Origin of the sequence: Pseudomonas entomophila (genome assembly GCF_029478665.1) — a bacterium.
Taxonomy (GTDB): Bacteria; Pseudomonadota; Gammaproteobacteria; order Pseudomonadales; family Pseudomonadaceae; genus Aquipseudomonas; species Aquipseudomonas entomophila_F.
In genome coordinates this window covers 1-24,570 of the sequence record NZ_JARPQB010000086.1, presented here as the reverse complement: position 1 = coordinate 24,570, position 24,570 = coordinate 1, and the positions used below count along the sequence as shown (strand labels likewise).

The following is a 24,570-nucleotide window of genomic DNA, read 5'->3' as shown; positions in this document are numbered from 1 at the left end:
CCTGCATGCCATGCAGGCGCTCTCCCAGCTGAGCTATAGCCCCACAATGTCGCTTTGAACCGAAGCGCTGGCTGGGTGCCTTGCGTTTCGTTTTCGTTCATCGCTGTGGACGGGGCGCATATTAAGATCGGATTGCAGGACTGTCAAACGAATTTTTGAAAATATTCAAAATTTTTTTCACAGATAACAATCACTTACCGCCCTGCCCTTCTGGATCACTTCGCGCAATCGTGTAGGAGCGGCTTAAGCCGCGAACACCGGCGAAGCCGGTGCCATCCACCGCCTCGCCTGCTTCGCGGATAAATCCGCTCCTACAGAATGGCAAACAGCATTGCCTCAGGCGATGGACGCCAGCAGCTTTTCCCATTCCTTGTTTTCTTTCTTCGACACACCACCGAGCAGGTCGATGGCCTGGCGCAGGCGGAAGCGGGTCAGGTCCGGGCCGAGGATTTCCATGGCGTCGAGCACCGACACCGAGCTGGCCTGGCCAGTGATGGCGGCGAACATCAGCGGCATGGCATCACGCAACTTGAGCTCCAGCGACTCGACCACGGCCTGGATGCAGCCGGTGATACGGTCCTTTTCCCACTGGCGCAGGCTTTCCAGCTTCCACAGGATCAGTTGCATCACCTGGCGTACCTGGTCGGCCGACAGTTTCTTGCTCTCGAACAGTTTTGCATCGAGCTTGAGCGCGCCTTCGAAGAAGAAGCCTCCCAGCGGCGCGATCTGGCTGAAGGTCTCGACCCGGCCCTGTACGTGCGGGGCGATCTTCATCATGTAGTCGCTGTTGAAGGCCCACTTCTGCACGCGCGCGGCGAATTCTTCCACCGGCAGTTCACGCAGCCACTGGCCGTTCAGCCAGGAGAGCTTCTCGATGTCGAAGATCGGGCCACCGAGCGAAATGCGCGACAGGTCGAAGTGCTCGACCATTTCCGCCAGCGAGAACTTCTCGCGCTCGTCCGGCATCGACCAGCCCATGCGGCCGAGGTAGTTGAGCATGGCTTCGGGCATGAAGCCCATGCGCTCGTAGAAGGTCACCGAAGTCGGGTTCTTGCGCTTCGACAGCTTGCTCTTGTCGGGGTTGCGCAGCAGCGGCATGTAGCACAGCTTGGGCTGCTCCCAACCGAAGTACTCGTACAGCTTGATCAGCTTGGGTGCGGACGGCAGCCACTCTTCGCCACGCAGCACGTGGGTGATGCCCATCAGGTGGTCGTCGACCACGTTGGCCAGAAAGTACGTCGGCAGGCCGTCGTTCTTCATCAGCACCTGCATGTCCATGCGGTCCCATGGGATCTCGACATCGCCACGGAGCATGTCCGGCACCACGCAGATACCTTCGCTCGGTACCTTCATGCGGATCACATGGGGCTCGCCGGCGGCCAGGCGACGCTGCACTTCCTCGTCGCTCAGCAGCAGGGCGCGACCGTCATAGCGCGGGGTTTCGCCACGGGCCATCTGTTCGGCGCGCATCTGCTCCAGCTCTTCGGCGGTGCAGAAGCAGTAGAAGGCATGGCCGGCGTCGACCAGTTCCTTGGCGTACTTGGCGTAGATCTCGCCACGCTCGCTCTGCCGGTACGGGCCGTGCGGGCCGCCGACGTCCGGGCCTTCGTTCCACTCGATGCCGAGCCAGCGCAGGGCGTCGAAGATCTGTTGCTCCGACTCGCGGGTGGAGCGCAACTGGTCGGTGTCTTCGATCCGCAGGATGAACTCACCGCCGTGCTGCTTGGCAAAGCAGTAGTTGAACAGGGCGATGTAGGCGGTGCCGACATGGGGGTCGCCAGTGGGCGATGGCGCGATACGCGTGCGAACGGTGGTCATTGGGAGTCTCGAACGAAGATTGAAACAAAGGCTGGATGTTAGCAGGGAGCGGGCACCGGGCTCCAGCAATGGCGCTATCGTCACTTGTGACGGCGCCGGCCACCGCTGTTAAATTTGCTTACATTTCTGGAACCCTGGTCCCCATGCCCGCCCAACTCAAACGTCGCCTGCTGATCTTCATCACCCTGGTACTGCTCGTCGGCCTTGGCTTCCTTGCCCACTGGTACTTCAAGGGGCGCTTCTACGAAAGCACCGACAACGCCTATGTGCAGGGCGAGATCACGCGTATTTCCAGCCAGCTGGGGGCGCGTATCGATGAGGTCCGAGTGGAAGACAACCAGCACGTCAGCAAGGGTGACCTGCTGGTGCGCCTGGAAACCGCCGATTTCGAGCTGGCTATCGAGCGCGCCCGTGCCGCCCTGGCCACCCGCGAGGCCGAACGGGTGCAGGCGCAGAGCCGCCTGACCCAGCAAGGCAGCCTGATCGCCGCTGGTCAGGCCCAGGTCGCCGCCAGCCAAGCCACCCTCGACCGCTCGCAGCTCGACCTCAACCGCGCCCAGGCCCTGCGCAAGCCCGGCTTCATCTCGGAAGAGCGGGTCACCACCCTGTCGGCAGACAGCCATGTCGCCCGTTCCCAGGTCGACAAGGCCCAGGCTGACCTCAAGGGCCAACGCCAGCAGGTCGACGCCCTGACCGCTGAACTCAAGCGCCTGGACGCACAGATAGCCAACGCCCGCGCCGACCTGGCCCAGGCCGAATTGAACCTGACCCGCTGCGAGATCCACGCGCCGATCAGCGGCACCATCGGCCAGCGCAGTGCGCGCAATGGCCAAGTGGTGCAGGCCGGTGCCTACCTGTTGTCGCTCGTCCCCGACGAGGCCATCTGGGTACAGGCCAACTTCAAGGAAACCCAGATCGGCAGGATGCACCCCGGCCAGCGCGCCGAGCTGGTGTTCGACAGCTACCCCGACACACCGATCGAAGGCCGTGTGAACAGCCTTTTCGCCGCCTCCGGCGCACAGTTCAGCCTGCTGCCCCCGGACAACGCCACCGGCAATTTCACCAAGGTAGTGCAGCGAATCCCGGTCAAGCTGACCTTCGCCGCCGACAATCCACTGCATGGCCGAATCCGCCCGGGCATGTCGGTCACTGCAACGGTCGACCTGCGCGATGGGGATGCGGATGGCCGGTGACCAGCTCCTGCGCCCCACCGCCGAGCCGACTCGGCGCGACTGGATCGCGGTAATGAGCGTGATGCTCGGCGCCTTCATGGCAGTGCTGGACATCCAGATCACCAACTCCTCGCTCAAGGACATCCAGGGCGCGCTGTCGGCGACCCTGGAGGAAGGCTCGTGGATCTCCACCTCCTACCTGGTGGCGGAGATCATCATGATCCCGCTGACCGCCTGGCTGGTGCAGCTGCTTTCGGCCCGACGCCTGGCGGTATGGGTTTCGCTGGGCTTCCTGCTGTCGTCGCTGCTGTGTTCGATGGCCTGGAACCTGGAGAGCATGATCGTGTTTCGCGCCCTGCAGGGGTTCACCGGTGGCGCGCTGATTCCTCTGGCCTTTACCCTGACCTTGATCAAGCTGCCTGAACACCATCGCGCCAAGGGCATGGCCATGTTCGCCATGACGGCCACCTTCGCGCCCTCCATCGGCCCGACCCTGGGCGGCTGGCTGACCGAGAACTGGGGTTGGGAGTACATTTTCTACATCAACATCCCCCCCGGGCTGGTGATGATCGCCGGCCTGCTCTACGGGTTGGAAAAGAAAGAGGCCCACTGGGAGTTGCTGAAAAGCACCGATTACGCCGGCATCGTCAGCCTTGGCGTTGGCTTGGGCTGCCTTCAGGTCTTCCTGGAGGAAGGCCATCGCAAGGACTGGCTCGAATCGAGCCTGATCGTGGGGCTGGGCACCACCGCCCTGCTCAGCCTGATCCTGTTCGTGATCCTGCAGCTCTCCCGCCCTCACCCGCTGATCAACTTGCGTATTCTCGGTAACCGAAACTTCGGCCTGTCGAGCATCGCCAGCCTGGGCATGGGGGTCGGGTTGTACGGCTCGATCTACCTGCTACCGCTGTACCTGGCGCAGATCCAGGGCTACAACGCCCTGCAGATTGGCGAGGTGATCATGTGGATGGGGGTGCCGCAGCTGTTCCTGATCCCGCTGGTACCGCTGCTGATGAAAGTGATCCCGCCCAAAGTACTGTGCGCCCTGGGCTTCTGCCTGTTCGGCCTGGCCAGTTTCAGCTCGGGGGTGCTCAACCCGGATTTCGCCGGGCCACAGTTCAACCAGATCCAGGTGATCCGCGCCATCGGCCAGCCCATGATCATGGTGACCATCTCGCTGATCGCCACGGCCTTCATACAACCGCAGGACGCGGGGTCGGCATCGAGCTTGTTCAATATCCTGCGCAACCTCGGTGGTGCCATCGGCATCGCGCTGCTGGCGACGTTGCTGGATGCACGGACCAAGGTGTACTTCGACTACCTGCGCGAGGCGGTGGTGCCGAGTAATCCGCAGGTAGCAGAGCGGTTGGCGCAGTTGAGCGAGCGGTTGGGAAATGACTCGGCGGCGCTGGGCAAGCTGAGCGAGATCACCCATCAGCAAGCGTTGATCATGGCCTACAACGATGCCTTCCACTTTGTCGGGATCGGTTTGGCGGTGAGCATGCTGGCGGTATTGCTGACCAGGAAGTTGCCGCAGGGGCTGAAGGCAGGGGAAGCACATTAGCTTGCAAGCTGCCTTGGTGGTTCGCTGTAGGAGCGGCTTCAGCCGCGATGCAGGAACGCGGTACCTGGCACCCGCTTTGCGGGTGATCGCGGCTAAAGCCGCTCCTACAGAGTTGGCGCCAACTCAATGGGTACGGTTGGCGAACCCGGGATGGATCAGCTGGTAATCAGGCGCTCGCGCAACTGCCCGATCTCGTCGCGCAACTGCGCCGCGGCCTCGAACTCCAGGTCGCGGGCGAACTGGAACATTTTCTCTTCCAGTAGCTTGATGCGCTTGGTGATCTGCGCCGGCGTCTGCAGCTCGACCTCGTAGCGCCCGGCCTCCTCCGCCGCCTTGGCCATGCCCTTGCGCTTCTTGCTGCGCGCACCCGGCACGGTGGCGCCTTCCATGATGTCGGTGATGTCCTTGACCACGCCCTTGGGCACGATACCGTTGGCCGCGTTGAACGCGATCTGCTTCTCGCGCCGCCGCTCGGTCTCGTCGATGGCGCGCTGCATGGAGCCGGTGATGTTGTCGGCATAGAGGATCGCCTTGCCGTTGAGGTTGCGCGCGGCGCGGCCGATGGTCTGGATCAGCGAGCGCTCGGAGCGCAGGAAGCCTTCCTTGTCGGCGTCGAGGATGGCGACCAGCGACACTTCGGGCATATCCAGGCCCTCGCGCAGCAGGTTGATCCCCACCAGCACGTCGAAAGTGCCCAGGCGCAGGTCGCGGATGATCTCCACCCGCTCGACGGTGTCGATGTCCGAGTGCAGGTAACGCACCCGCACATCGTGGTCGGCCAGGTAGTCGGTGAGGTCCTCGGCCATGCGCTTCGTCAGCGTGGTGGCCAGCACCCGCTCGCCCTGGGCGACGCGCTTGCCGATCTCCGATAGCAGGTCGTCGACCTGGGTGAGCGCCGGGCGCACCTCGACCTGCGGGTCGACCAGGCCAGTGGGACGCACTACCTGCTCGACCACACGGCCAGCATGCTCGGCCTCATAAGGGCCTGGCGTGGCGGAAACGAAAATGGTCTGCGGGCTGACCGCCTCCCATTCATCGAAACGCATGGGACGGTTGTCCAGTGCCGACGGCAAGCGGAAACCGTATTCAACCAGCGTTTCCTTGCGTGAACGGTCGCCCTTGTACATGGCGCCGACTTGCGGAACGCTGACATGGGACTCGTCGATCACCAGCAGCGCGTCATCGGGCAGGTAGTCGTAGAGCGTGGGCGGCGGCGCGCCGGCCGGGCGCCCGGAGAGATAGCGCGAGTAGTTCTCGATGCCGTTGCAGTAGCCCAGCTCGAGGATCATCTCCAGGTCGAAACGGGTGCGCTGCTCCAGGCGCTGCGCCTCCACCAGCTTGTTGTGCGTGTTCAGATACTCGAGACGCTCCTTGAGCTCCTCCTTGATCCCCTCCACCGCCTCGACCAGGGTTTCCCTCGGGGTCACATAGTGGCTCTTCGGATAGAAGGTGAAACGCGGCAGCTTGCGGATCACCTCACCGGTGAGCGGGTCGAAAGCGGCAATGTTCTCCACCTCGTCGTCGAACAGCTCGATGCGAATGGCCTCCAAGTCCGATTCGGCCGGAAAGACGTCGATCACATCACCACGCACACGGAAGGTGGCGCGGGCGAAGTCCATCTCGTTGCGGGTGTACTGCAGGTCTGTGAGGCGGCGAAGCAGCGCGCGCTGGTCGAGCTTGTCGCCACGGTCGACGTGCAGGACCATCTTCAGGTACGTCTCGGGGCTACCGAGGCCATAGATGCACGAAACGGTGGTGACGATGATCGCGTCGCGCCGCTCGAGCAATGCCTTGGTCGCCGACAGGCGCATCTGCTCGATGTGGTCGTTGATCGAGGCGTCCTTCTCGATGAAGGTGTCCGACGACGGCACGTAGGCTTCGGGCTGATAGTAGTCGTAGTACGAAACGAAGTACTCGACCGCATTGTTCGGGAAGAACGCCTTGAACTCGCCATACAGCTGGGCGGCCAGCGTCTTGTTGGGGGCCAGCACCATCGTTGGGCGCTGCACCTGCTGGATGACATTGGCGATGCTGAATGTCTTGCCCGAGCCTGTCACCCCGAGCAGGGTCTGGTGCGACAGGCCGGCGTCGATACCCTCGACCATCTGGCGGATGGCTTCAGGCTGGTCGCCGGCCGGCTGGAATCGGGTGACGAGCTGGAACTCGGACATGACGGACCTCGTGGATGTCGCGGCAACTGTAAATTTAGCCAGTAGTCTATACCCAAATGCGGCGTGCGGGCGCGGCATTCAAGCCCGACCTGTGAGCGCTCATGACAATGGACCGGGCAATTCGACCAATGGTCGAAAAATATTTGCGCAAACAACCGTAAAAGCTGCGCCAGACTGTCGCAGTGACCGACCAGTATCACTATACTGACTCCCCGTTTGTGCACCGCTTCAGTGCATTCGGCTGGAGCGTGGCGACCCCTATCACTCTCCTATTCAGAGCCAAGGTAACAATGAGCCTGTTTTCCGCAGTCGAGCTGGCACCCCGCGACCCCATCCTGGGCCTCAACGAAGCATTCAACGCCGACCCACGCACTGACAAAGTCAACCTGGGCGTAGGCGTCTACTGCAATGAGGAAGGCCGTATTCCGCTGCTGCGCGCGGTGATCGAAGCCGAAACCGCCCGTGCCGCCCAGCACGCTTCCCGCGGCTACCTGCCGATCGATGGCATCGCCCAGTACGACCAGGCTGTGCAGAAGCTGATCTTCGGTAAAGCGTCGCCGCTGCTGGCCGAAGGCCGCGTGGTCACCGTGCAGGCTGTCGGCGGTACCGGCGCTCTGAAGATCGGTGCCGACTTCCTCAAGCGCCTGCAGCCAGGCGCCGTGGTCGCCATCAGTGACCCGAGCTGGGAAAACCACCGCGCCCTGTTCGAAACCGCCGGGTTCCCGGTACAGACCTACCGTTACTACGACGCGGCCAGCCACGACGTCAACCGCGCCGGCATGCTCGAAGACCTGAACAAGCTGCCATCCGGCTCGATCATCGTCCTGCACGCCTGCTGCCACAACCCGACGGGCGTCGACCTGTCGCTGGACGACTGGAAGAACGTGCTGGAAGTGGTCAAGGCCAAAGGCCACGTGCCCTTCCTCGACATGGCCTACCAGGGCTTTGGCGCCGGCATTGCCGAAGACGCCTTCGCCGTGCGCCTGTTCGCCGAATCGGGCCTGGAGTTCTTCGTCTCCAGCTCGTTCTCCAAATCGTTCTCGCTGTACGGCGAACGCGTCGGCGCCCTGTCGATCGTCACCGGCTCGAAAGACGAAAGCACCCGCGTGCTGTCGCAGGTCAAGCGCGTGATCCGCACCACCTACTCCAACCCACCGACCCACGGCGCCAGCATCGTCGCCGCCGTGCTCAACAGCCCCGAGCTGTGCCAGATGTGGGAAACCGAGCTGGCCGAAATGCGCGAGCGCATCCACGGCATGCGCAAGCAGATGGTCCAGCTGCTGGCCGAATACGGCGCCAACCGTGACTTCAGCTTCGTCGGCCGCCAGTGCGGCATGTTCTCCTACTCGGGCCTGACCGTGGAGCAAGTGACCCGCCTGAAAAGCGAGTTCGGCATCTACGCACTGGACACCGGCCGCATCGCGGTCGCCGCGCTGAACCAGAGCAACATCCACGTGGTCACCAAGGCCATCGTCGAAGTGCTGTAACTGCTTGATTGTCCAAGGGAAGCTTGACTTCCCCTGGGTAATCGGTAAGATGTGCAAAGATTCCGCGATAGCTCAGTCGGTAGAGCAAATGACTGTTAATCATTGGGTCCCTGGTTCGAGTCCAGGTCGCGGAGCCAAACACTGAAAACCTCCAGTTGCACAAGCACTGGAGGTTTTTTCTTTTGTGCCCCGCCTTCTTGTGTTCCCCCTCCCCTGGACTATCGTCAGCGTGCGCATCCGGCGCAGCATCGACAGGGAGTCATCATGGATAGCACACGCAATGCTCAGGAAGCTGTGGAACGTGTTGCCGACCAGGCCATCCTGGCCGCCCAGCAGGGCACGTTCGCAGTAGGCGGCTGCATCATCGAGAACGCCACCGGCAAAGTATTGGTGAGCATGCACAACAATGTGTTGCAGCCCTACCCCGGCAGCAATGCGCAACCACCCTTCCTGCCCCACGACCCGACGGCCCACGGCGAACGGCAACTGGTGCAGTGGTATTACGACAACCGGCACGAACTGAAGCTGCCCGAGCCCAACCAGCTGACCGTGGTGACCACACTGGACCCCTGCGCGATGTGCGCAGGCTCGCTGCTGACCGCTGGCTTCAATGTGGCTGTCAGCGCCATCGACACCTATGCCGGGGTCAACTACAACAGCCAGTTCAACTTCCCCACCTTCCCACCCGCCTTGCGACAAAAGGCGCAAGCGACCTGGGGATACTACGCGGTGGATGCCCCCATCAACCGCCCTTATCAGGGCTCGCAAGGCCCCGTCTACGCGAATCAGAAAGTCGACGCCCGGGTGTTCAGCCTGACCGGATCGATCTTCGACGCCAGCGTCAATACGGTGCGCGTGGCCAGCAACAACAGCGGCCTACCGCCTTCCGAGCTGAAGAACCCGGCGACACTGCCTGCCAGCAGCGCGGTCCGTCAGGCACTGACCAAGCTCAGCAAATGGGCGCTGACCGTGAAAAGCGACAACCCACGCATGCCCGGTGTGGAACTGGCCAAGCCGCTGACCGAGACCGCCGCGGCATCCGACAGAACCAACGCAGTGGCATTGCTCGACCCATTCGGCAACTTGCTGGCCTGCCTGGGTGGCCAGGAGGACCAGTCACCGATCCGTACGGCGTTCATGGAGACAACACGTCAATACGCCCTGATGCGCTGGACCCTGATGAACGACAATGATCCGCAGGTGCGCGCCGAGGCAGAGCAGTATCTGACCCACCCCAAATACGGCACCTTCGTGTTCCTGTATATCCCGGACCCCTGCACCAGCGAGGCGGTGATGACCTTCGGCGCCTATGGTTCGACCATGGAGGGGCCGGTGCCCCAGTCGTTCCCGTCCAATCTGCAATATGTACTGCTGCATGACGGCGTCACCTCGCAGGCCGTGGCGCAACTGGCGCAGAAGCTGCCACCCTTCTACACCCAGAGTGTGCAGGTAGCCCCCAGCCAGGTGCTGGACCAGGGCCTGATCAACGCCGCCAAGCAGGCGCTGTAACGCCTGCGATCGCTTAACGGGACAGGGGCTCGGTCACTGGCCGCCCCTCGTCCACCAGGCTCCACACCAGCAGCTTGGCTGGCTGGGTCTTGCTGGCGTTGCGTGAAACGCTGTGCACGGTGCCGGGTGCTTCGTACCAGAACTCTCCGGCCTTGTAGGTTTTCTCCGGCTCGTCGTTGAGCTTTGATGTCACTGCCCCTTCCAGAACATAGGCCATGACCGCCCCAGGATGCTGATGGGCGGGCGATGCCTGGCCGGGGGCGTAGCTGACCGTCAGCATCACGGCTTTCTTGCCTGGAGTGTTGGTGGGCAGTTGTTCCTGGAGGATCTTGACCTGGTCAGGTTTGTCGCCATGGGCCCAGGTGGGCGCAATCGATGCCAGCAAGCCTAGCGCCAGCAGGGCAACGGGGAGGTGGATAGATCGCATGAGGGCTTCTCCTGTGGTGTGTGCGTGCCAGCAGGTTAAGCGCAGTGAAGCGAGGGACAAATGGCCAATTTGGGGAAAAAGCGGGAGGCCGATACACGTGCCGCACCAGCCTTTGCGCATGACTTGAGCCTGGTGGGCGGCGGCGGCCGAAAACCATGGCCTATCTGTCATGGCCACGTTGCAAAAGATGTAGGAGCGGATTCATCCGCGATGCGCCGCCCGTGCGGCGCTCGATCTCATGGGTATTGCAACTCCGGCGTCGAACACCTTGAAAGGCCTGCCCGCAAGAGCGCAAAAGCGATTTCGCATCACTATCGCAAATGGATATAGGCTTTGAACCAGAGCCGACCCGAGAAACAAGTATCAGGCACTGCGCCCAATCGGATAGAACTCACCCCGGCTCCATACCCCAAGCCACTCTTCCCCATCGATCACCCGCGGCACCGCTATCTCCACCAACTGGTAGAACACATTGCGGTGAATCAGCGCTTCGAGGTTGGTGCGCATCAGCACGTAGGGGGAAGGCTCAAGGGTGACAGGATCGAGTTCAACGCGCAGCGGATTGTCCGGGCCAGCCTCGACCTGATCATCGACATTACTGGTAAACCGCAGCACCTGCTGCTCCCCACTGCCCTGCACATCCAGAAGCACGGCAACAAACGGCGCGTCATCGACACGAATCCCGACCTTCTCCACCGGCGTGACCAGGAAATAGTCATCCCCATCCCGGCGAATGATGGTGGAGAACAACCGCACCATCGGCTTGCGCCCGATCGGCGTGCCCAGGTAAAACCAGGTGCCATCGCGGGCAATGCGCATGTCGATGTCGCCACAGAAATCCGGGTTCCACAGATGCACTGGGGGCAAGCCCTTGTGCGCGGGGATCTGCGCCAACAGGTCGCTGGCCTTGCCGGAATCGGTCATTTCACTCTCGCTCAGCGGCTCATGCCCAGGAGACTACGAGCGTACTCGCGCATCGGCGCCGCAAGCAAATCCTGCGGCGTATGGTCGTGGAACGTCAACAAACCGCCACGGCTCTTGATGCGGGCGGTATCGATCAAATAACGGGTGCTGGTCTCGATGAGCATCATCTGCACCACACCATTGTCCCAGCCAAGGCGATCGACGGCCTGCTCGTCATACCACTCGTCGCCATTGCCGATCCGGTCGTCGGTACGCGCAAAGCGGGTGTAGAGCACATAGTCGGCGCCCACCGAGCGAGCCTCGGCGATCGCATCTTCCAGGCCCAACGGCGCCTGGGCACGGCGCACCAGCGGGAAATACTCGACAAAGCTCTTGAATGCTTCCTCGGCTACCACATTCTGGCGTGGCAGCGGCCCCTTGCCCGGCGGCACGAATGCGCCCTGGCCGATGAAGATGAACGAATCGGGCTGCAGGCGAATCGACAAGGTCCGGGTGGTGTCGCTGTGATCCAGCAGGCCGGCGTCACTCATGTGATACCGCACACCCTCGCCCATATCACTGACATTCATGCAGCCACCCAACGCCATCAGCGCCAGCAGCAAGACCAGGCTACGCATCTTTCCTCCAGAGACCGGTGACGAAAAACCGGCGAATAGCCGCCAGATGCAGAATCTGCGCCAGAGTCAGCCACCAATCACCTTCATCACCATCACATCGCCGGAAAACGCCACGTCCTGCTTGTCCGCCAGGGCCCTGACCAGCAAGCGCTGCAAGGCTGGCAGCGCCTGATGACGGGGCTTGTCGAGCAGGTCGCCGACAAAGTGACGGTTACTCGACGACAGGCAGCCATGCAACCAACCGGTGGACGACAGGCGCAGGCGCGAGCAGGCACGACAGAACGGCACGCTCTCGTTGGCAATCGCCCCGAAATGCCCTTTGCCGGGAATGTGATATCGCAATGCCGTCGCATCGACTGGCCGGGGTGCCTGCTCGTAGCGGTGGGATTGCCCGATCAACCCCAGCAATTGCTCAAGGCCCACGAACTGCTGCAGGAAGGCATTAGCGTCGCGTGCCAGGTGCCCCATGCGCATCAGCTCGATGAAACGCAGCTCGTAGCCACGCTCGAGGCAGTAGTCGAGCAACGGTAACACCTGGTCAAGATTCTGCCCGCGCATGGGCACCATGTTGACCTTGATCGCCATGCCTGCGGCGCTGGCCTGCTCCATGCCAGCCAGCACGCTGGCCAGGTCGCCACCACGGGCAATACTGCGAAAAGCACCCGGGTCGAGGGTATCGAGGGAAACATTGAGCCGGCGAATTCCGGCGTCGCGCAGCAAGGGCAGCTTGCGCAAGAGCAACTGGCCATTGGTGGTGAGGCTGATGTCGTCCAGGCCCAGACCGGCCACAGCCTTGAGGAACGCCTCCAGCCGCGGGCTGATCAGTGGCTCGCCGCCGGTGATGCGCAAACGCTCGATACCGGCGGCTTCGACCAGGTAAGCCACGCCCCGGGCCAACGCGTCCGCCGTGAGCTCATCCTGCGCCGCTACCAGGCGCTTGCCATCCGGCACGCAATAGGTGCAGGCATAGTTGCAGGCAGCAGTCAGGCTGACGCGCAGGTTGCGAAAGCGCCTGCCTTGACGATCGACGATCATGGATGACTCCGGCATGGAAGATTCTGGCGGGCAAAACCTGACTCAAAAATCAGGTTTTTGCAAGCTTTCCAGGCGAAGCCTTGAAGAGATGACGCCCACCGAGGAACAGTGGGCATCCGAGGAGAGGCTTTAGCTCGCGGATTCAGGATCGCGCTTGCGCTTGTTGCCCATGCGCACGCCGATATCCATCAGGAACTGGAAGAAGCCTTCCTGATCCTCAAGTACGTTGCTCCAGAACGGCGAGTGGTACAGCGCCACTGCGCCATGGACCAGGGCCCAGGCAGCGCAGTAGTGGAAGTACGGCGGCACGTCCTCGAGCTTGCCTTCGCTGATCCGGCCCTTGATCAACTGCGTGAGGCGGTCGAAGTTGGAGGCGCGGATGCTGTGCAACTGCTCGACCATTTCTGGCACCTGGTTGCCCTTGACCACTTTCTCTTCCAGGCGGTCGAACAACCGGTAACGCTGCGGATCGCGCATGCGGAACTCGAAGTAGGCGCGCGACAGGGCTTCCTTGTCGCGGTCGACGTCTGCCGAATGCAACAGCTCGTTCAGATCGCGCTCATAGTCGAGCATCAGGCGCAGGTAGATCTCCGCCTTGGACTTGAAGTGCTTGTAGATCGTGCCTTTGCCGATGCCTACGGCGTCGGCGATCATCTCGACGGTGACACTGTCTTCACCCTGTTCGAGAAACAGCTTGAGCGCGGTGTCGAGGATCTCTTGCTCACGACGACGAAACTCACGGACCTTACGAGGTTCTTTCTGCATAGGAAGGACTGGGATGACAATCGAAGCGGTTTATTATGCCTAAGTGGCGGCAAATTGCACGGATCTTCCAACCATGTCTATGTTTCTTGATGAGTTCGACCAGGCACCGGGCCTGTGTTACCTGAACCACGCCGCCATCGCCCCGTGGCCGCGCCGGGCCAGCGAGGCCGTCGCACGCTTCGCCCGCGACAACGTGCGCCTGGGAGCCCGCGAATATCCGGCCTGGCTCGCCACCGAGCGGCGCTTGCGCGAGCGCCTGGCACGCCTGCTCAACGCCCCGACCACCGGTGACATCGCCCTGGTGGGCAACACCTCCCAGGCCCTTTCACTGGTCGCTTTCGGCCTGGATTGGCAGCCCGGTGACCAGGTGATCATCAGTGACGAGGAATTCCCCTCCAACCGCGTGATCTGGCAGGCCCTGGCCGAGCGCGGCGTCGAAGTGCTGGAGGTAAGCCTGGCCGGTGAAGCCCCTGAGGCTGCGTTGCTGAACGCCTGCGACCCCCGCGCACGCTTGCTGGCGATCAGTGCCGTGCAGTTCGGCAGCGGCCTGCGGCTGGACCTGACGCGCCTTGGTGAAGGTTGTCGCAGCCGCGGCGTGCTGTTCTGCGTAGATGCGATCCAGCACATCGGCGCCCTGCCCTTCGATGTGCAGCGCTACCAGTGCGACTTCGCCATGGCCGATGGCCACAAGTGGATGCTCGGCCCAGAGGGCCTGGCGGTGTTCTACTGCCGAGGAGAACTGCGCAAGCAGCTCAAGCTGAACGCCTATGGCTGGCACATGCTCGAACACCTGGGCGATTTCGAGCGCCGCGACTGGCAGCCGGCACGCAGCGCCAGGCGCTTCGAACCCGGCAGCCCGAACATGCTGGGCGCCTGCGCACTGGAAGCCAGTCTGTCGCTGCTGGAGGATGTGGGCATGACCGTGGTCGCCGAACAGTTGGCGCTGCGGGTGGAGCAATTGCACGAGGGGTTGGCCGCCCTGCCCGGCGCGCGCCTGCACAGCCCGAATGATCCCGGGCGACGGGCGGGCATCGTCACGTTCAGCCTGGAGGGTCACGCCAATGCCGACATTTATCGAACGCTCAGCGCCGATGGAGTGATCTGTGCGGTACGCGGCCCGGGAGTGCGTTTTTCCCCACACTTCTATACCGATCAACGCCTAATCAACGAAGCACTGCGCCAGGTCCGCCACATTGCAATGCAATGAATGCGCTATGGAATCAAGACGTATTCCAAATCTGTTTAAAAAACGATCAGCATACGCTGGCAGGGCGCCAATCCTGACCAATACTTGAAGTGTTGGCGCGGCGCATCCCCCCAAGTGGCGCGCCGATAAAGGTGCCCAGGGACCGTGTGCCTTTGTTTTACTCCTAATGGTCTTAACCCGGATTCCCCCCCCAGAACCCGGGTTTTTTTTGCCCGGGTCGAGGGCGCAGGTGCTTGCCGATAGTTNTGTAGGAGCGGATTCATCCGCGATGCGCCGCGCAGGCGGCGCTCGATCTCAACACCAACACCCGCTTCGAGCCATGCACAAGCACCCCACCTCAGGCCACTCGAGCCAACGGGAACAGGCGCTTGAAGTTACCGGTGGTCTGCTCGGCCAGCTGTGCGTAACTCACCCCACGCAACGACGCCACATACTCGGCCACTTCCCGCACGTACTGCGGCAGGTTCGGCTTGCCACGGTGCGGTATCGGCGCCAGGTACGGCGAGTCGGTCTCCACCAGCAGGCGATCGACCGGTACCTGTCTGGCCACATCACGCAGCGCATCGGCATTGCGGAAGGTGACGATACCCGACAGCGAGATGTAGTAGCCCAGGTCCAGCGCCGCCTTGGCCATGTCCCAATCCTCGGTGAAACAGTGCAGCACCCCGGCCTGGGGCAGGTTCGCCTCGCGCAGCAGCGCCAGGGTGTCGGCACGCGCCGCACGGGTGTGCACGATCACCGGCTTGCCGGTCTGGCGCGAGGCCTCCAGGTGCAGGCGGAACGAAGCTTGCTGAAGTTCCGCGGCCTCCGGCTCGTAGTGATAATCCAGCCCAGTCTCGCCAATGGCCACCACATGCGGGTGGGCAAGTTCGCGCAACAACCACTCCAAGGCCGGCGTCTCGCCCGGTGCCAGGTCGAGCGGATGCACGCCCACCGAACAATCCACGTCGGCGTAGCGCTCGCTGAGCGCCTTCACCGCACCGGCGTTCTCGGCGCTCACGCCGATGCACAGGAAATGCCCCACCCCGCGCGCGCGAGCCGCCTGCAGGGCGGCATCGAGGGAGCCCTGGTGGGCGCTCAGGTCAAGACGGTCGAGGTGGCAATGGGAATCTACGAGCATGGGAACAGGCACATATGAATTGAACGTTGGAATCAGCGCATGCCCGGCAGCTGCACCCAGCGGGCGAGCAAGGCTTCGAGCAGCAGCACACGGTTGAGGTTGGCCTTGCCCAGTACCTTCTGGCGCTGCTCGAGAATCCATGCCTGGATCTCCAGCACCTTGGCCTGGCGACTCTTTTGCGCCAGGTATTGCAGCACCTTGCGCATGTCAGCCAAGCCTAACCCTTCTTCGTCCTGGGTCAATTGGTAGCGCAGGATCAGGTGCGACCAGTCGCAGAACCAATCGAACAGCAGCAGCAAGGGCACAGCGTTCCAGACCTCGGCCAACTGGCTGGGCGACTGCTGCTGCTTGAGCAGCTTCTTCACCCCATCGGTGACCAGCACGCGCTGTTCACGCACGCCTTGCGCCTGCAAGCTGACGGCCATCAGCGGCGAACCTGCGGCAAGGGTGAGCAGTTCCTCACGCTCCTCCTCACTGCTGTCGGCCAAGGCGCCGGCCAGCCAGGCGCGGCTCTGGGCCAGGCTGGGCTGGGGGCAGGCGACCTGTTGGCAACGGCTCTTGATGGTCGGCAGCAACCGGCTGGGCTGATGGCTGACCAGCAGCAGCACAGTATCCCCGGAAGGCTCTTCCAGGCTCTTGAGCAAGGCGTTGGAAGCATTGATGTTCATCGCCTCGACCGGCTCGATCAGCACCACCTTGCGCCCACCCTGCTGGGCGGTCTGCACCACGAACGATACAAGTTCGCGCACCTGGTCGATCTTGATCGGCTTATCGGCTTCTTCGGGCTCCAGCACGAAATTGTCCGGGTGGCTGCCTGCCTTGAGCAACAGGCACGCCTTGCACTGCCCGCAGGCATCCAGCCCTTGTGGCTGCTGGCACAACAGGCGTGCCATCAGCCGTTCAGCGAGTGCGCGCTTGCCGATGCCCTGGGGCCCATGCAGCAAGTAGGCGTGGGCGTGCTGGGCACGGCCGGCCAACTGCTGCCAGAGCGCCTGCTGCCAGGGGTAGGCTTCAGCCACGGCAGCGCTCCAGGATGCCTGGCAGCAGCGCGTCGATGGCGCGCTGGACGGCCTCCAGCGGCTGCGCGGCGTCCAGCAGGCTGTAGCGTTGCGGTTGTTGGCCGGCACGTTGCAGGTAGGCCTGGCGCACCGCTTCGAAGAAGGCCTGGCCCTCCTGTTCGAAGCGATCGAGACGACCGCGGGCGGCGGCACGGGCCAGTCCAACTTCCACCGGCAGGTCGAACACCAGGGTCAGGTCCGGGCGCAACTCGCCCTGGACAAAGGATTCGAGGATGGCGATGCGCTCCACCGGCAGGCCACGCCCTCCGCCCTGGTAAGCGTAGGTGGCATCGGTGAAGCGGTCGCACAGCACCACCGCGCCACGTGCCAGGGCCGGGCGGATGACCTGCGCCAGGTGCTGGGCGCGGGCCGCGAACATCAGCAGCAGTTCGGTGTCGACCGCCATGGTTTCTTCACTGGGTGCCAGCAGCAGTTCGCGGATACGCTCGGCCAGTGGCGTGCCCCCGGGCTCGCGGGTCATGACCACGTCGACACCTTGCTCACGCAGGCGCGCCGCCAGGTATTCGCGATTGGTGCTCTTGCCCGCGCCTTCGGGGCCTTCCAGGGTGATAAACAAACCGCTCACAGGCGTTCCTTACTGTTTCTCGGGTGCTGGCGCATCGGCCGGCACGGATTGATCGGCGGGGGCTGCGGACTCGCCCGCAGGCGCCGGCTCCACGCCCCCTGGCTCGGCATCGCCGGGCGCCATCGACTCGCTTGCAGGCGGCTGGCCTTGCGGCGCCGGGCTGGAACGGTAATCCGCGCGGCGCTTGAGCTGGAACTCGCGCACCGCGCTATTGTGGTCGTCCAGGTCATCGGAGAACACATGACTGCCGTCGCCACGTGCGACGAAATACAGACTGCTGCCGTCGCTCGGGTTCAGCGCGGCATGGATCGCCTCGCGGCCGACCATGGCGATCGGCGTCGGTGGCAGGCCGGTCATGGTGTAGGTGTTGTAGGGGGTCGGCTCGCGCAGGTCGGCACGGGTGATCTTGCCGTTGTAGCGCTCGCCCATGCCGTAGATCACCGTCGGGTCGGTCTGCAGCATCATGCCCAGGCGCATGCGGCGCACGAACACGCCGGCAATCTGCCCGCGTTCCTGGGGAATACCGGTCTCTTTCTCCACCAGCGAGGCCATGATCAACGCCTGGTAGGGGTCACGGTATGGCAGGTCGGTGGTGCGCTCGGCCCACTCCCTGGCCAGCACTTCATCCAGGCGCATGTAAGCCTGCTGCAGCAGCTCGACATCGCTCATGCCGCGAACGAAGCGGTAGGTGTCGGGGAAGAACCGGCCTTCGGGGAACACCCCCGTGTGACCCAGCTTGTCCATCACCTCCGAATCGGACAGGCCATCGAGGGTGTGCTTGATCTTTTCATGCCTGGCCACTGCGGCGCGCACCTGGCGGAAGGTCCAGCCTTCGACCAGGGTCAGGTTGTACTGCACCACATCGCCACGCTGCCAGGCATCGAACAACTGCCCCACCGTCATGCCGGGGTTCAACCGGTATTCACCCGTGTGCAGCGCCGTGCCGCCCATATTGAAGCGCCAGTACAGGCGCAGCCACACCGCGTCGTCGAGCAGGCCTTCGGACTGCATGCGATAGAACATGCGATTGGGCGTTGTGCCACTGGGCACTTCGAGCAGGCGTTCCTGCTCCACTTGCAGGGGCTGCTCCAGCACCGAGCCAACCTTCCAGGCAGCCCAGCCAAAGGCCAGGCCGGCAAGGATCAGGCTCATCTCCAGCAGCAGCAGGAATTTGCGTCTCACTAATCAGGTATCCAGTAACGTACGGGCAACGGCCTGCAGTTTACGGGTGAGCGGCCCCGCCGGCCAGTTCAGTGCAGCGAATTCACGCACCGGCCAGATACCGTAGACACTATTGCAGACAAACACTTCATCGGCCTGCTGCAGGTCTTCCAGTGCCAGGTCGCATACGACTGCCGGGATACCCAGCCGCACAGCCTGCTCCAGCAACACGGCACGCATCACCCCGGCCACGCCGCAACGACTGAGATCGGCGGTCAGCAGCACGCCATCGCGCACCAGGAACAGGTTGCTGTACACGCCTTCGACCAGCCGCCCCTGAACATCGCGCATCAACCCCTCGGCGTAGGTGCTGTCCTGCCATTCGGCGCGGGCCAGGACCTGTTCGAGGCGATTGAGGTGTTTGAGGCCGGCCAGCAGCGGTTGTTCCGCAAGACGGGTCTGGCAGGGGAACAGGCGAATACCGGAGTCGGCGTTGCCTTGGGGATAAGCAGGTAAAGGACTGCACTGAAGCAAGCGCCGGGCAGGAGAACCGGCCGCCGGCGCATAGCCGCGCTGGCTATCGCCGCGGGTAAGAATGAGTTTGCTCACCCCCTCCCCCAGCTGACTGGCGTACCGCACCAGCTCGTCACGCACCACGGCCAGGTCCACGTCAATCACCAGACGCTGGCAACCCAACGCCAGGCGATCGAGGTGTTGCGCCAGCAGGCTGGGCCTGCCGCCGCGCACGGCGATGGTCTCGAACAGGCCATCGCCGTAGGCCAGCCCACGGTTCTGCAGGTTGACCGCAGTCGCTGGCTGGCCGTCGATCCAGCAGTGCATCAGTCGGCGAACCGGCGGAACACCAGCGAACCGTTGGTTCCGCCAAAGCCGAAGGAGTTGGACAGCACCACATCGATCGGCATGCTGCGCGCCTGGTGTGGTACGAAGTCCAGGTCACAACCTTCGTCCGGTTCATCCAGGTTGATGGTGGGCGGCGCCATCTGGCTGTTGATCGCCAGCACGCTGAAGATCGCCTCCACCGCACCGGCGGCACCGAGCAGGTGGCCAGTCATCGACTTGGTCGAACTGACCGCCAGCTTGTAGGCATGCTCGCCGAACACACGCTTGATCGCCGCCACTTCGGCCACATCGCCCGCAGGCGTCGAAGTGCCGTGGGCGTTGATGTAGCTGACCTCCTCCGGCTTGATACCGGCATCGCGCAAGGCGTTGGCCATGCAGCGGGCAGCGCCTTCGCCGGAGTCGGGTGGCGAGGTCATGTGGTACGCGTCACCGCTCATGCCGAAACCGACCAGTTCCGCATAGATGGTCGCGCCACGAGCCTTGGCGTGCTCCAGCTCTTCGAGCACCAGGGCACCGGCACCGTCGGACAGCACGAAACCATCACGACCCTTGTCCCATGGACGGCTGGCGCGGGTCGGTTCGTCATTGCGGGTCGACAGCGCGCGCGACGCCCCGAAACCGCCCATGCCGAGGCCGCAAGCGGCCATCTCGGCGCCACCGGCGATCATCACGTCCGCTTCACCGTAGGCGATGTTGCGCGCGGCCATGCCGATGCAATGGGTGCCAGTGGTGCAGGCGGTGGCAATGGCGTAGTTCGGCCCCTGCAACCCCAGGTGGATCGACAGGAAACCGGAAATCATGTTGATGATCGAACCCGGCACGAAGAACGGCGAGATGCGCCGCGGGCCTTGCTCATGCAGGGTACGGCTGGTCTCCTCGATGTTCGTCAGGCCGCCGATCCCCGAGCCCATGGCCACGCCGATGCGCTCGCGGTTGGCGTCGGTGACTTCCAGGCCGGCATTGCGCACCGCCTGGAAACCGGCCGCCAGGCCGTACTGAATGAACAGATCGAGCTTGCGGGCCTCTTTGGCCGACAGGTACTGCTCGACCTCGAAGCCTTTCACCGAGCCGCCAAAACGGGTGGAGTAGGCAGACAAGTCCGTATGCTCGATCGGACCGATGCCACTGCGGCCAGCCAGAATGCCTTGCCAGGTGCTTGGTACATCGGTACCCAGTGGCGACAGCATACCCATACCGGTGACCACGACGCGTCTACGCGACACAGTACTCTCCTCTTTTCAAATAACAGAGTCTCTTGCCAGTGCACTTGCCATGGCGAATGGAATGGCAGCAAACCCCGAGTCTCGCAAAGAAAAAACCGCACGCCGGCAAAGGCAGTGCGGTTTTTCTCGACAAGATGCGTCGACTACAGCGTCTTAGCCCTGGTGGCTGTTGACGTAGTCGATAGCGGCTTGAACGGTAGTGATCTTCTCGGCTTCTTCGTCAGGGATTTCGGTCTCGAATTCCTCTTCCAGAGCCATCACCAGCTCAACGGTGTCAAGCGAGTCGGCACCCAGGTCATCGACGAAGGAAGATTCGTTCTTGACTTCCTCTTCCTTGACGCCCAGTTGCTCGGCGACGATTTTCTTGACGCGTTCTTCGATGGTGCTCATACCTAGTTTTCACTCCTAATGGACATATGTCAGGCAGCTGGCCGGTGACCAAGTTTATAGGAAGACGCCTGCTTTTCAAGCTTGACGCGCCTTCTGCCAGGTCGCCCGGCCCGCCGTCCGGAATCTGGTTGCAGCTTTATAACGGATTTTAGGCTTCGAGTATGACTCTTTTTTGAAGCAATCCGTCACATTGAGTTGCGGATATTACATGTACATCCCGCCATTCACCGGCACGGTTGCGCCGGTGACGTAGGCTGCGCCTTCGGACGCCAGGAAGGATACCACCTTCGCGATTTCCTCGGCCTGGCCCAGACGGCCCAGCGGAATTTCTTTTTGCAGGGCCTCGCGCTGCGCTTCTGGCAGCTCGCGGGTCATGTCGGTGTCGATGAAGCCCGGAGTCACCGAGTTGACGGTGATGTTGCGCGACCCCACTTCACGGGCCAGGGCGCGGCTGAAGCCTTCCAAGCCGGCCTTGGCGGCGGCATAGTTTGCTTGGCCGGCGTTACCCATGGCACCCACTACCGAACCGATGCTGATGATACGACCCCAACGTGCCTTGGTCATGCCGCGCAGCACGCCCTTGGACAGGCGGTAGAGGCTGTTGAGGTTGGTGTCGATCACATCGAACCATTCGTCGTCTTTCATGCGCAGCATGAGGTTGTCGCGGGTGATGCCGGCGTTGTTGACCAAAATGGCCGGCGCACCGAACTGCTCGCCGATGGCGCTCAGCACTGCGTCGACGGACTCGGCGCTGGTGACGTTCAGCTCCATGCCAGTGCCGTTGATGCCGTGCTCTTTCAGCGTGGCGGCGATGCGCTCGGCGCCGGATGCCGAAGTGGCGGTACCGATCACGGTCGCGCCCTGGCGGCCGAGTTCAAGGGCGATGGCCTGGCCGATGCCACGGCTGGCGCCGGTAACCAATGCAACTTTACCTTGCAGGCTCATGCAAGCGTCTCCAGATTCAGGCCAGCGCCGCGCAACGCTTGTTCAGGCCAGCCAGGACCTTGCCTGGGCCACACTCGACCAGGTTGACCGCACCGTTGCCAGCCAGGGTCTGCACGCACTCCACCCAGCGTACCGGCTGGTACAGCTGCGCCAGCAGGTCCTGCTTGAGCGCATCGAGGTCGGCGGCGATGGCGGCGGTAACGTTCTGCACCACAGGGATCTGCGGGGCCTTCCAGTCAATGGCGTTGACGAACTCGGCGAAGCGCTCGGCAGCCGGCTTCATCAGGGCGCAGTGCGACGGCACGCTGACCGCCAGCGGCAGGGCGCGCTTGGCACCGGCCTCTTTGCACAGCTCCATGGCGCGATCCACCGCAGCCTTGTTACCTGCGATGACCACCTGGCCCGGCGAGTTGAAGTTCACCGCGCTGACCACTTCATCTTCAGCGGCCTTGGCACAGATCTCGACCACGACAGCGTCGTCCAGGCCCAGGATGGCGGCCATGGCGCCATGGCCGGCCGGCACGGCTTCCTGCATCAGCTGGCCACGACGCTCGACCAGGCGAACGGCATCCTTGAGCGACAGGCTGCCAGCGGCGACCAGGGCGCTGTATTCACCCAGGCTGTGACCGGCGACGAAGGCCGGCTGCGCGCCGCCCTCTTCCAGCCACAGGCGCCACAGGGCGATGGAGGCAGTGAGGATCGCCGGCTGGGTCTTGTCGGTTTGGTTGAGTTGTTCTTCCGGACCTTCCTGGACCAGTTTCCACAGGTCATAGCCCAGAGCCTCGGAAGCTTCCTTGAAGGTCTCGACGATTACCGGCTTTTCAGCGCCGAGCTCGGCGAGCATGCCCAGCGACTGGGAACCTTGACCGGGAAAGACGAATGCGAGGGATGCAGACATTGAACAAGCCCTTATGATCTTGTCGTCGGATGGGGTGCGCCGGGCCTTGGGCCGGGCGCGCAATCTGAATGCTTGGATGGAGCGGCGGACCAAGCGGTCACATTTAAGCACTTCATGGGCGATATGCCTAAGGTCTTGCCGGCCTCATCGCGGATGAATCCGCTCCTACACAAGTCCGTAGGAGCGGATTCATCCGCGATGAGGCCGCCCAGGCATCAAGGCAGCAGGTCTTCGAGCCGCCCGTGCAAACGTTGCGGCAGATTCTCCTGGATTTCGATCAAAGCTCGCTGAATGGCACTCTGCAAGCCTTGAACACCCGCCGAACCATGGCTCTTGATGACGATCCCCTGCAACCCGAGGAAGCTTGCGCCATTATGCCGCGCCGGAGCCAGGTCGGCCTGCAGTCGCCTGAGCAGCGGCATGGCCATGGCGCCCGCGGCGCGCGCCAGCACACCGCCCCGGAACAACGCTTCGATACGCGCCCCAATCATGGTGGCCAGACCTTCGCTGGACTTGAGCAGGATGTTGCCGACGAAGCCATCGCAGACCACCACGTCGGCCTCGCCACGATACAAACCGTCACCCTCGACGAAACCGATGTAGTTCAGCCCCCGGGCATTCTGCAAAAGACTGGCGGCGAGCTTGACCTGCTGGTTGCCCTTGATGTCCTCGGTGCCGATATTGAGCAGCGCCACGCGCGGCCGATGAACACCCAGGGCCTGGGCGGCCACCGAGCCCATCACGGCAAACTGATAGAGGTTTTCCGCACTGCAATCGACGTTGGCCCCAAGATCAAGCAACTGGCAGTAACCGGCCTGGGTCGGGATGGCCGCGACCATCGCTGGCCGATCGATACCCGGCAAGGTCTTGAGCACAAGGCGCGACAGCGCCATGAGCGCGCCGGTATTGCCAGCACTCACACAGGCCTGGGCCTTGCCATCACGGACCAGTTCGAGGGCGACGCGCATCGACGAGTCAGGCTTGCCCCGCAACGCTTGCGACGGCCGCTCGTCCATGCCGATCACCTCACTGGCCGCGACAATTTGCAGGCGCGCGCGATCCGCAACTGATTGATTGCTGACGAGATCTTCAAGTAGGGAGGGTTGACCGACGAGGGTCAGGTGCAGCGAGGGAGTAGCCGAAAGGCAGGCAATGCTAGCCTGGACAATGTTGCGGGGACCGAAGTCCCCGCCCATTGCGTCGATCGCGATGATCTGAGCGGACAAGGATTACTCGTCAGCGCCCTTGTCGATCACTTTGCGACCACGGTATACGCCTTCTGGCGAAACGTGGTGACGCAGGTGTACTTCACCGGTGGTCTTTTCTACCGACAGGGCCTCTGCCGACAGGGCGTCGTGGGAACGGCGCATGTCACGGGCAGAGCGGGATTTTTTGTTCTGCTGAACAGCCATAATTGATTAACTCCTAAACGTTTGGGTCACGCTTTAACTGCGCCAATACACTGAACGGGTTGGACCGCGTTACCTCGTCCTTGCTCGGCTCGGGCTCATCGAGTCCCGCCGGCTGCTGGCATTCTTCCGGATGGTGAGCAGGCACGATTGGCAAGGCGAGCAAAAGCTCTTCCTCGATCAGCGCCTGCAGATCCAATGGATCTTCGCCCAGTTCCAGCACGTC

At 62.9% G+C, this 24,570-nt stretch carries 23 protein-coding genes, 1 tRNA gene and 1 pseudogene; 6 read left to right on the top strand and 19 right to left on the bottom strand.

All coding sequences use genetic code 11. The annotated features are described in order from the left end of the window. Positions 1-336: 336 nt before the first annotated feature. Positions 337-1,818, bottom strand: a complete 1,482-nt coding sequence (gltX, locus tag P5705_RS25560) for a glutamate--tRNA ligase (protein ID WP_277463649.1) — start codon at positions 1,816-1,818, stop codon at positions 337-339. A gap of 143 nt (positions 1,819-1,961) precedes the next feature. Between gltX and P5705_RS25555 the strand changes: the two genes are divergently transcribed. Together P5705_RS25555 and P5705_RS25550 are read left to right on the top strand one after the other, a co-directional pair. Continuing rightward, positions 1,962-3,011, top strand: a complete 1,050-nt coding sequence (locus P5705_RS25555; protein WP_277463648.1) for an HlyD family secretion protein — start codon at positions 1,962-1,964, stop codon at positions 3,009-3,011. Continuing rightward, entirely contained in the window at positions 3,001-4,551 is a 1,551-nt protein-coding gene (locus P5705_RS25550; RefSeq protein WP_277463647.1) for an MDR family MFS transporter, read from the top strand. The genes P5705_RS25555 and P5705_RS25550 overlap by 11 nt, the downstream gene beginning before the upstream one ends. A 155-nt stretch (positions 4,552-4,706) precedes the next feature. On the opposite strand, the gene uvrB is transcribed toward P5705_RS25550, so the two are convergent. Then, positions 4,707-6,722, bottom strand: coding sequence for an excinuclease ABC subunit UvrB (gene uvrB, locus P5705_RS25545; protein WP_277463646.1), 2,016 nt, complete (start codon positions 6,720-6,722; stop codon positions 4,707-4,709). 290 nt (positions 6,723-7,012) lie between these two features. On the opposite strand from uvrB, the gene P5705_RS25540 reads away from it, so the two are divergent. The 3 genes from P5705_RS25540 (at position 7,013) to P5705_RS25530 (ending at position 9,718) form a co-directional block, all read left to right on the top strand. Continuing rightward, positions 7,013-8,209 carry an amino acid aminotransferase gene (locus P5705_RS25540; RefSeq protein WP_011532901.1) on the top strand — a complete coding sequence of 399 codons (1,197 nt, stop codon included), beginning with the start codon at positions 7,013-7,015 and terminating at the stop codon, positions 8,207-8,209. A gap of 61 nt (positions 8,210-8,270) precedes the next feature. After that, positions 8,271-8,346 (top strand) — tRNA-Asn (locus P5705_RS25535). A gap of 127 nt (positions 8,347-8,473) precedes the next feature. Next, the gene (locus tag P5705_RS25530) at positions 8,474-9,718 is read left to right on the top strand and encodes a nucleoside deaminase (RefSeq protein ID WP_277463645.1); all 1,245 of its coding nucleotides are present in this window, start codon (positions 8,474-8,476) and stop codon (positions 9,716-9,718) included. A 13-nt stretch (positions 9,719-9,731) separates the two neighbouring features. Here the strand turns inward: P5705_RS25530 and P5705_RS25525 are convergent, their stop codons facing one another. From P5705_RS25525 to P5705_RS25505, 5 genes are all read right to left on the bottom strand, one after another. Next, positions 9,732-10,145: a cupin domain-containing protein gene (locus P5705_RS25525; protein ID WP_277463644.1), complete on the bottom strand. Its 414-nt coding sequence runs from the start codon at positions 10,143-10,145 to the stop codon at positions 9,732-9,734. Between the two features lie 363 nt (positions 10,146-10,508). After that, a complete protein-coding gene (locus P5705_RS25520) occupies positions 10,509-11,069 on the bottom strand; it encodes a DUF1285 domain-containing protein (protein ID WP_277463643.1) in 561 nt (186 codons plus the stop codon). Between the two features lie 11 nt (positions 11,070-11,080). Next, positions 11,081-11,686: a DUF4823 domain-containing protein gene (locus P5705_RS25515; RefSeq protein WP_277463642.1), complete on the bottom strand. Its 606-nt coding sequence runs from the start codon at positions 11,684-11,686 to the stop codon at positions 11,081-11,083. 66 nt (positions 11,687-11,752) lie between these two features. Further along, positions 11,753-12,721, bottom strand: a complete 969-nt coding sequence (locus P5705_RS25510) for a GTP 3',8-cyclase MoaA (RefSeq protein WP_277463641.1) — start codon at positions 12,719-12,721, stop codon at positions 11,753-11,755. Positions 12,722-12,850: 129 nt separating this feature from the next. After that, positions 12,851-13,486: a TetR/AcrR family transcriptional regulator gene (locus tag P5705_RS25505; protein ID WP_213660165.1), complete on the bottom strand. Its 636-nt coding sequence runs from the start codon at positions 13,484-13,486 to the stop codon at positions 12,851-12,853. Between the two features lie 73 nt (positions 13,487-13,559). Here P5705_RS25505 and P5705_RS25500 point away from each other — a divergent pair, with 73 nt between their 5' ends. After that, positions 13,560-14,693 carry an aminotransferase class V-fold PLP-dependent enzyme gene (locus tag P5705_RS25500; RefSeq protein WP_277463640.1) on the top strand — a complete coding sequence of 378 codons (1,134 nt, stop codon included), beginning with the start codon at positions 13,560-13,562 and terminating at the stop codon, positions 14,691-14,693. Positions 14,694-15,030: 337 nt separating this feature from the next. On the opposite strand, the gene P5705_RS25495 is transcribed toward P5705_RS25500, so the two are convergent. The 12 genes and pseudogenes from P5705_RS25495 to P5705_RS25440 form a co-directional block, all read right to left on the bottom strand. Then, positions 15,031-15,813, bottom strand: coding sequence for a TatD family hydrolase (locus P5705_RS25495; RefSeq protein ID WP_277463639.1), 783 nt, complete (start codon positions 15,811-15,813; stop codon positions 15,031-15,033). Positions 15,814-15,845: 32 nt separating this feature from the next. Continuing rightward, positions 15,846-16,832: a DNA polymerase III subunit delta' gene (locus tag P5705_RS25490; RefSeq protein WP_277463638.1), complete on the bottom strand. Its 987-nt coding sequence runs from the start codon at positions 16,830-16,832 to the stop codon at positions 15,846-15,848. After that, a complete protein-coding gene (gene tmk, locus P5705_RS25485) occupies positions 16,825-17,457 on the bottom strand; it encodes a dTMP kinase (RefSeq protein WP_252092458.1) in 633 nt (210 codons plus the stop codon). Before tmk ends, P5705_RS25490 begins: the two co-directional genes overlap by 8 nt. Before the next feature lie 9 nt (positions 17,458-17,466). Further along, positions 17,467-18,639, bottom strand: coding sequence for an endolytic transglycosylase MltG (gene mltG / locus P5705_RS25480; RefSeq protein WP_277463637.1), 1,173 nt, complete (start codon positions 18,637-18,639; stop codon positions 17,467-17,469). 3 nt (positions 18,640-18,642) lie between these two features. Then, positions 18,643-19,458 carry an aminodeoxychorismate lyase gene (gene pabC / locus P5705_RS25475; protein ID WP_277463636.1) on the bottom strand — a complete coding sequence of 272 codons (816 nt, stop codon included), beginning with the start codon at positions 19,456-19,458 and terminating at the stop codon, positions 18,643-18,645. Then, positions 19,458-20,702, bottom strand: a complete 1,245-nt coding sequence (gene fabF, locus P5705_RS25470) for a beta-ketoacyl-ACP synthase II (protein ID WP_277463635.1) — start codon at positions 20,700-20,702, stop codon at positions 19,458-19,460. The genes pabC and fabF overlap by 1 nt, the downstream gene beginning before the upstream one ends. 153 nt (positions 20,703-20,855) lie before the next feature. Continuing rightward, entirely contained in the window at positions 20,856-21,092 is a 237-nt protein-coding gene (gene acpP, locus P5705_RS25465; protein ID WP_213660158.1) for an acyl carrier protein, read from the bottom strand. Between the two features lie 204 nt (positions 21,093-21,296). Continuing rightward, complete coding sequence (gene fabG / locus P5705_RS25460; protein ID WP_277463634.1) at positions 21,297-22,037, bottom strand: 3-oxoacyl-ACP reductase FabG; 741 nt, start codon at positions 22,035-22,037, stop codon at positions 21,297-21,299. A 28-nt stretch (positions 22,038-22,065) separates the two neighbouring features. Next, positions 22,066-22,935, bottom strand: a pseudogene (fabD, locus tag P5705_RS25455) (ACP S-malonyltransferase); the annotation flags it as partial. Between the two features lie 215 nt (positions 22,936-23,150). Further along, a complete protein-coding gene (plsX, locus tag P5705_RS25450; protein ID WP_277463633.1) occupies positions 23,151-24,161 on the bottom strand; it encodes a phosphate acyltransferase PlsX in 1,011 nt (336 codons plus the stop codon). Positions 24,162-24,164: 3 nt separating this feature from the next. Continuing rightward, a complete protein-coding gene (gene rpmF, locus P5705_RS25445; protein WP_134693112.1) occupies positions 24,165-24,347 on the bottom strand; it encodes a 50S ribosomal protein L32 in 183 nt (60 codons plus the stop codon). A 13-nt stretch (positions 24,348-24,360) separates the two neighbouring features. Continuing rightward, positions 24,361-24,570, bottom strand: a 210-nt coding sequence (locus P5705_RS25440) for a YceD family protein (RefSeq protein ID WP_277463632.1), incomplete at its 5' end; no start/stop codon positions are given.

What these genes read in the sequence shown, in the direction of transcription:
- gltX (WP_277463649.1), bottom strand. Translation starts at nt 1,818, where the DNA reads ATGACCACCGTTCGCACGCGTATCGCGCCATCGCCCACTGGCGACCCC.
- P5705_RS25555 (WP_277463648.1), top strand. Translation starts at nt 1,962, where the DNA reads ATGCCCGCCCAACTCAAACGTCGCCTGCTGATCTTCATCACCCTGGTA.
- P5705_RS25550 (WP_277463647.1), top strand. Translation starts at nt 3,001, where the DNA reads ATGGCCGGTGACCAGCTCCTGCGCCCCACCGCCGAGCCGACTCGGCGC.
- uvrB (WP_277463646.1), bottom strand. Translation starts at nt 6,722, where the DNA reads ATGTCCGAGTTCCAGCTCGTCACCCGATTCCAGCCGGCCGGCGACCAG.
- P5705_RS25540 (WP_011532901.1), top strand. Translation starts at nt 7,013, where the DNA reads ATGAGCCTGTTTTCCGCAGTCGAGCTGGCACCCCGCGACCCCATCCTG.
- P5705_RS25530 (WP_277463645.1), top strand. Translation starts at nt 8,474, where the DNA reads ATGGATAGCACACGCAATGCTCAGGAAGCTGTGGAACGTGTTGCCGAC.
- P5705_RS25525 (WP_277463644.1), bottom strand. Translation starts at nt 10,145, where the DNA reads ATGCGATCTATCCACCTCCCCGTTGCCCTGCTGGCGCTAGGCTTGCTG.
- P5705_RS25520 (WP_277463643.1), bottom strand. Translation starts at nt 11,069, where the DNA reads ATGACCGATTCCGGCAAGGCCAGCGACCTGTTGGCGCAGATCCCCGCG.
- P5705_RS25515 (WP_277463642.1), bottom strand. Translation starts at nt 11,686, where the DNA reads ATGCGTAGCCTGGTCTTGCTGCTGGCGCTGATGGCGTTGGGTGGCTGC.
- P5705_RS25510 (WP_277463641.1), bottom strand. Translation starts at nt 12,721, where the DNA reads ATGATCGTCGATCGTCAAGGCAGGCGCTTTCGCAACCTGCGCGTCAGC.
- P5705_RS25505 (WP_213660165.1), bottom strand. Translation starts at nt 13,486, where the DNA reads ATGCAGAAAGAACCTCGTAAGGTCCGTGAGTTTCGTCGTCGTGAGCAA.
- P5705_RS25500 (WP_277463640.1), top strand. Translation starts at nt 13,560, where the DNA reads ATGTCTATGTTTCTTGATGAGTTCGACCAGGCACCGGGCCTGTGTTAC.
- P5705_RS25495 (WP_277463639.1), bottom strand. Translation starts at nt 15,813, where the DNA reads ATGCTCGTAGATTCCCATTGCCACCTCGACCGTCTTGACCTGAGCGCC.
- pabC (WP_277463636.1), bottom strand. Translation starts at nt 19,458, where the DNA reads ATGCACTGCTGGATCGACGGCCAGCCAGCGACTGCGGTCAACCTGCAG.
- acpP (WP_213660158.1), bottom strand. Translation starts at nt 21,092, where the DNA reads ATGAGCACCATCGAAGAACGCGTCAAGAAAATCGTCGCCGAGCAACTG.
- fabG (WP_277463634.1), bottom strand. Translation starts at nt 22,037, where the DNA reads ATGAGCCTGCAAGGTAAAGTTGCATTGGTTACCGGCGCCAGCCGTGGC.
- rpmF (WP_134693112.1), bottom strand. Translation starts at nt 24,347, where the DNA reads ATGGCTGTTCAGCAGAACAAAAAATCCCGCTCTGCCCGTGACATGCGC.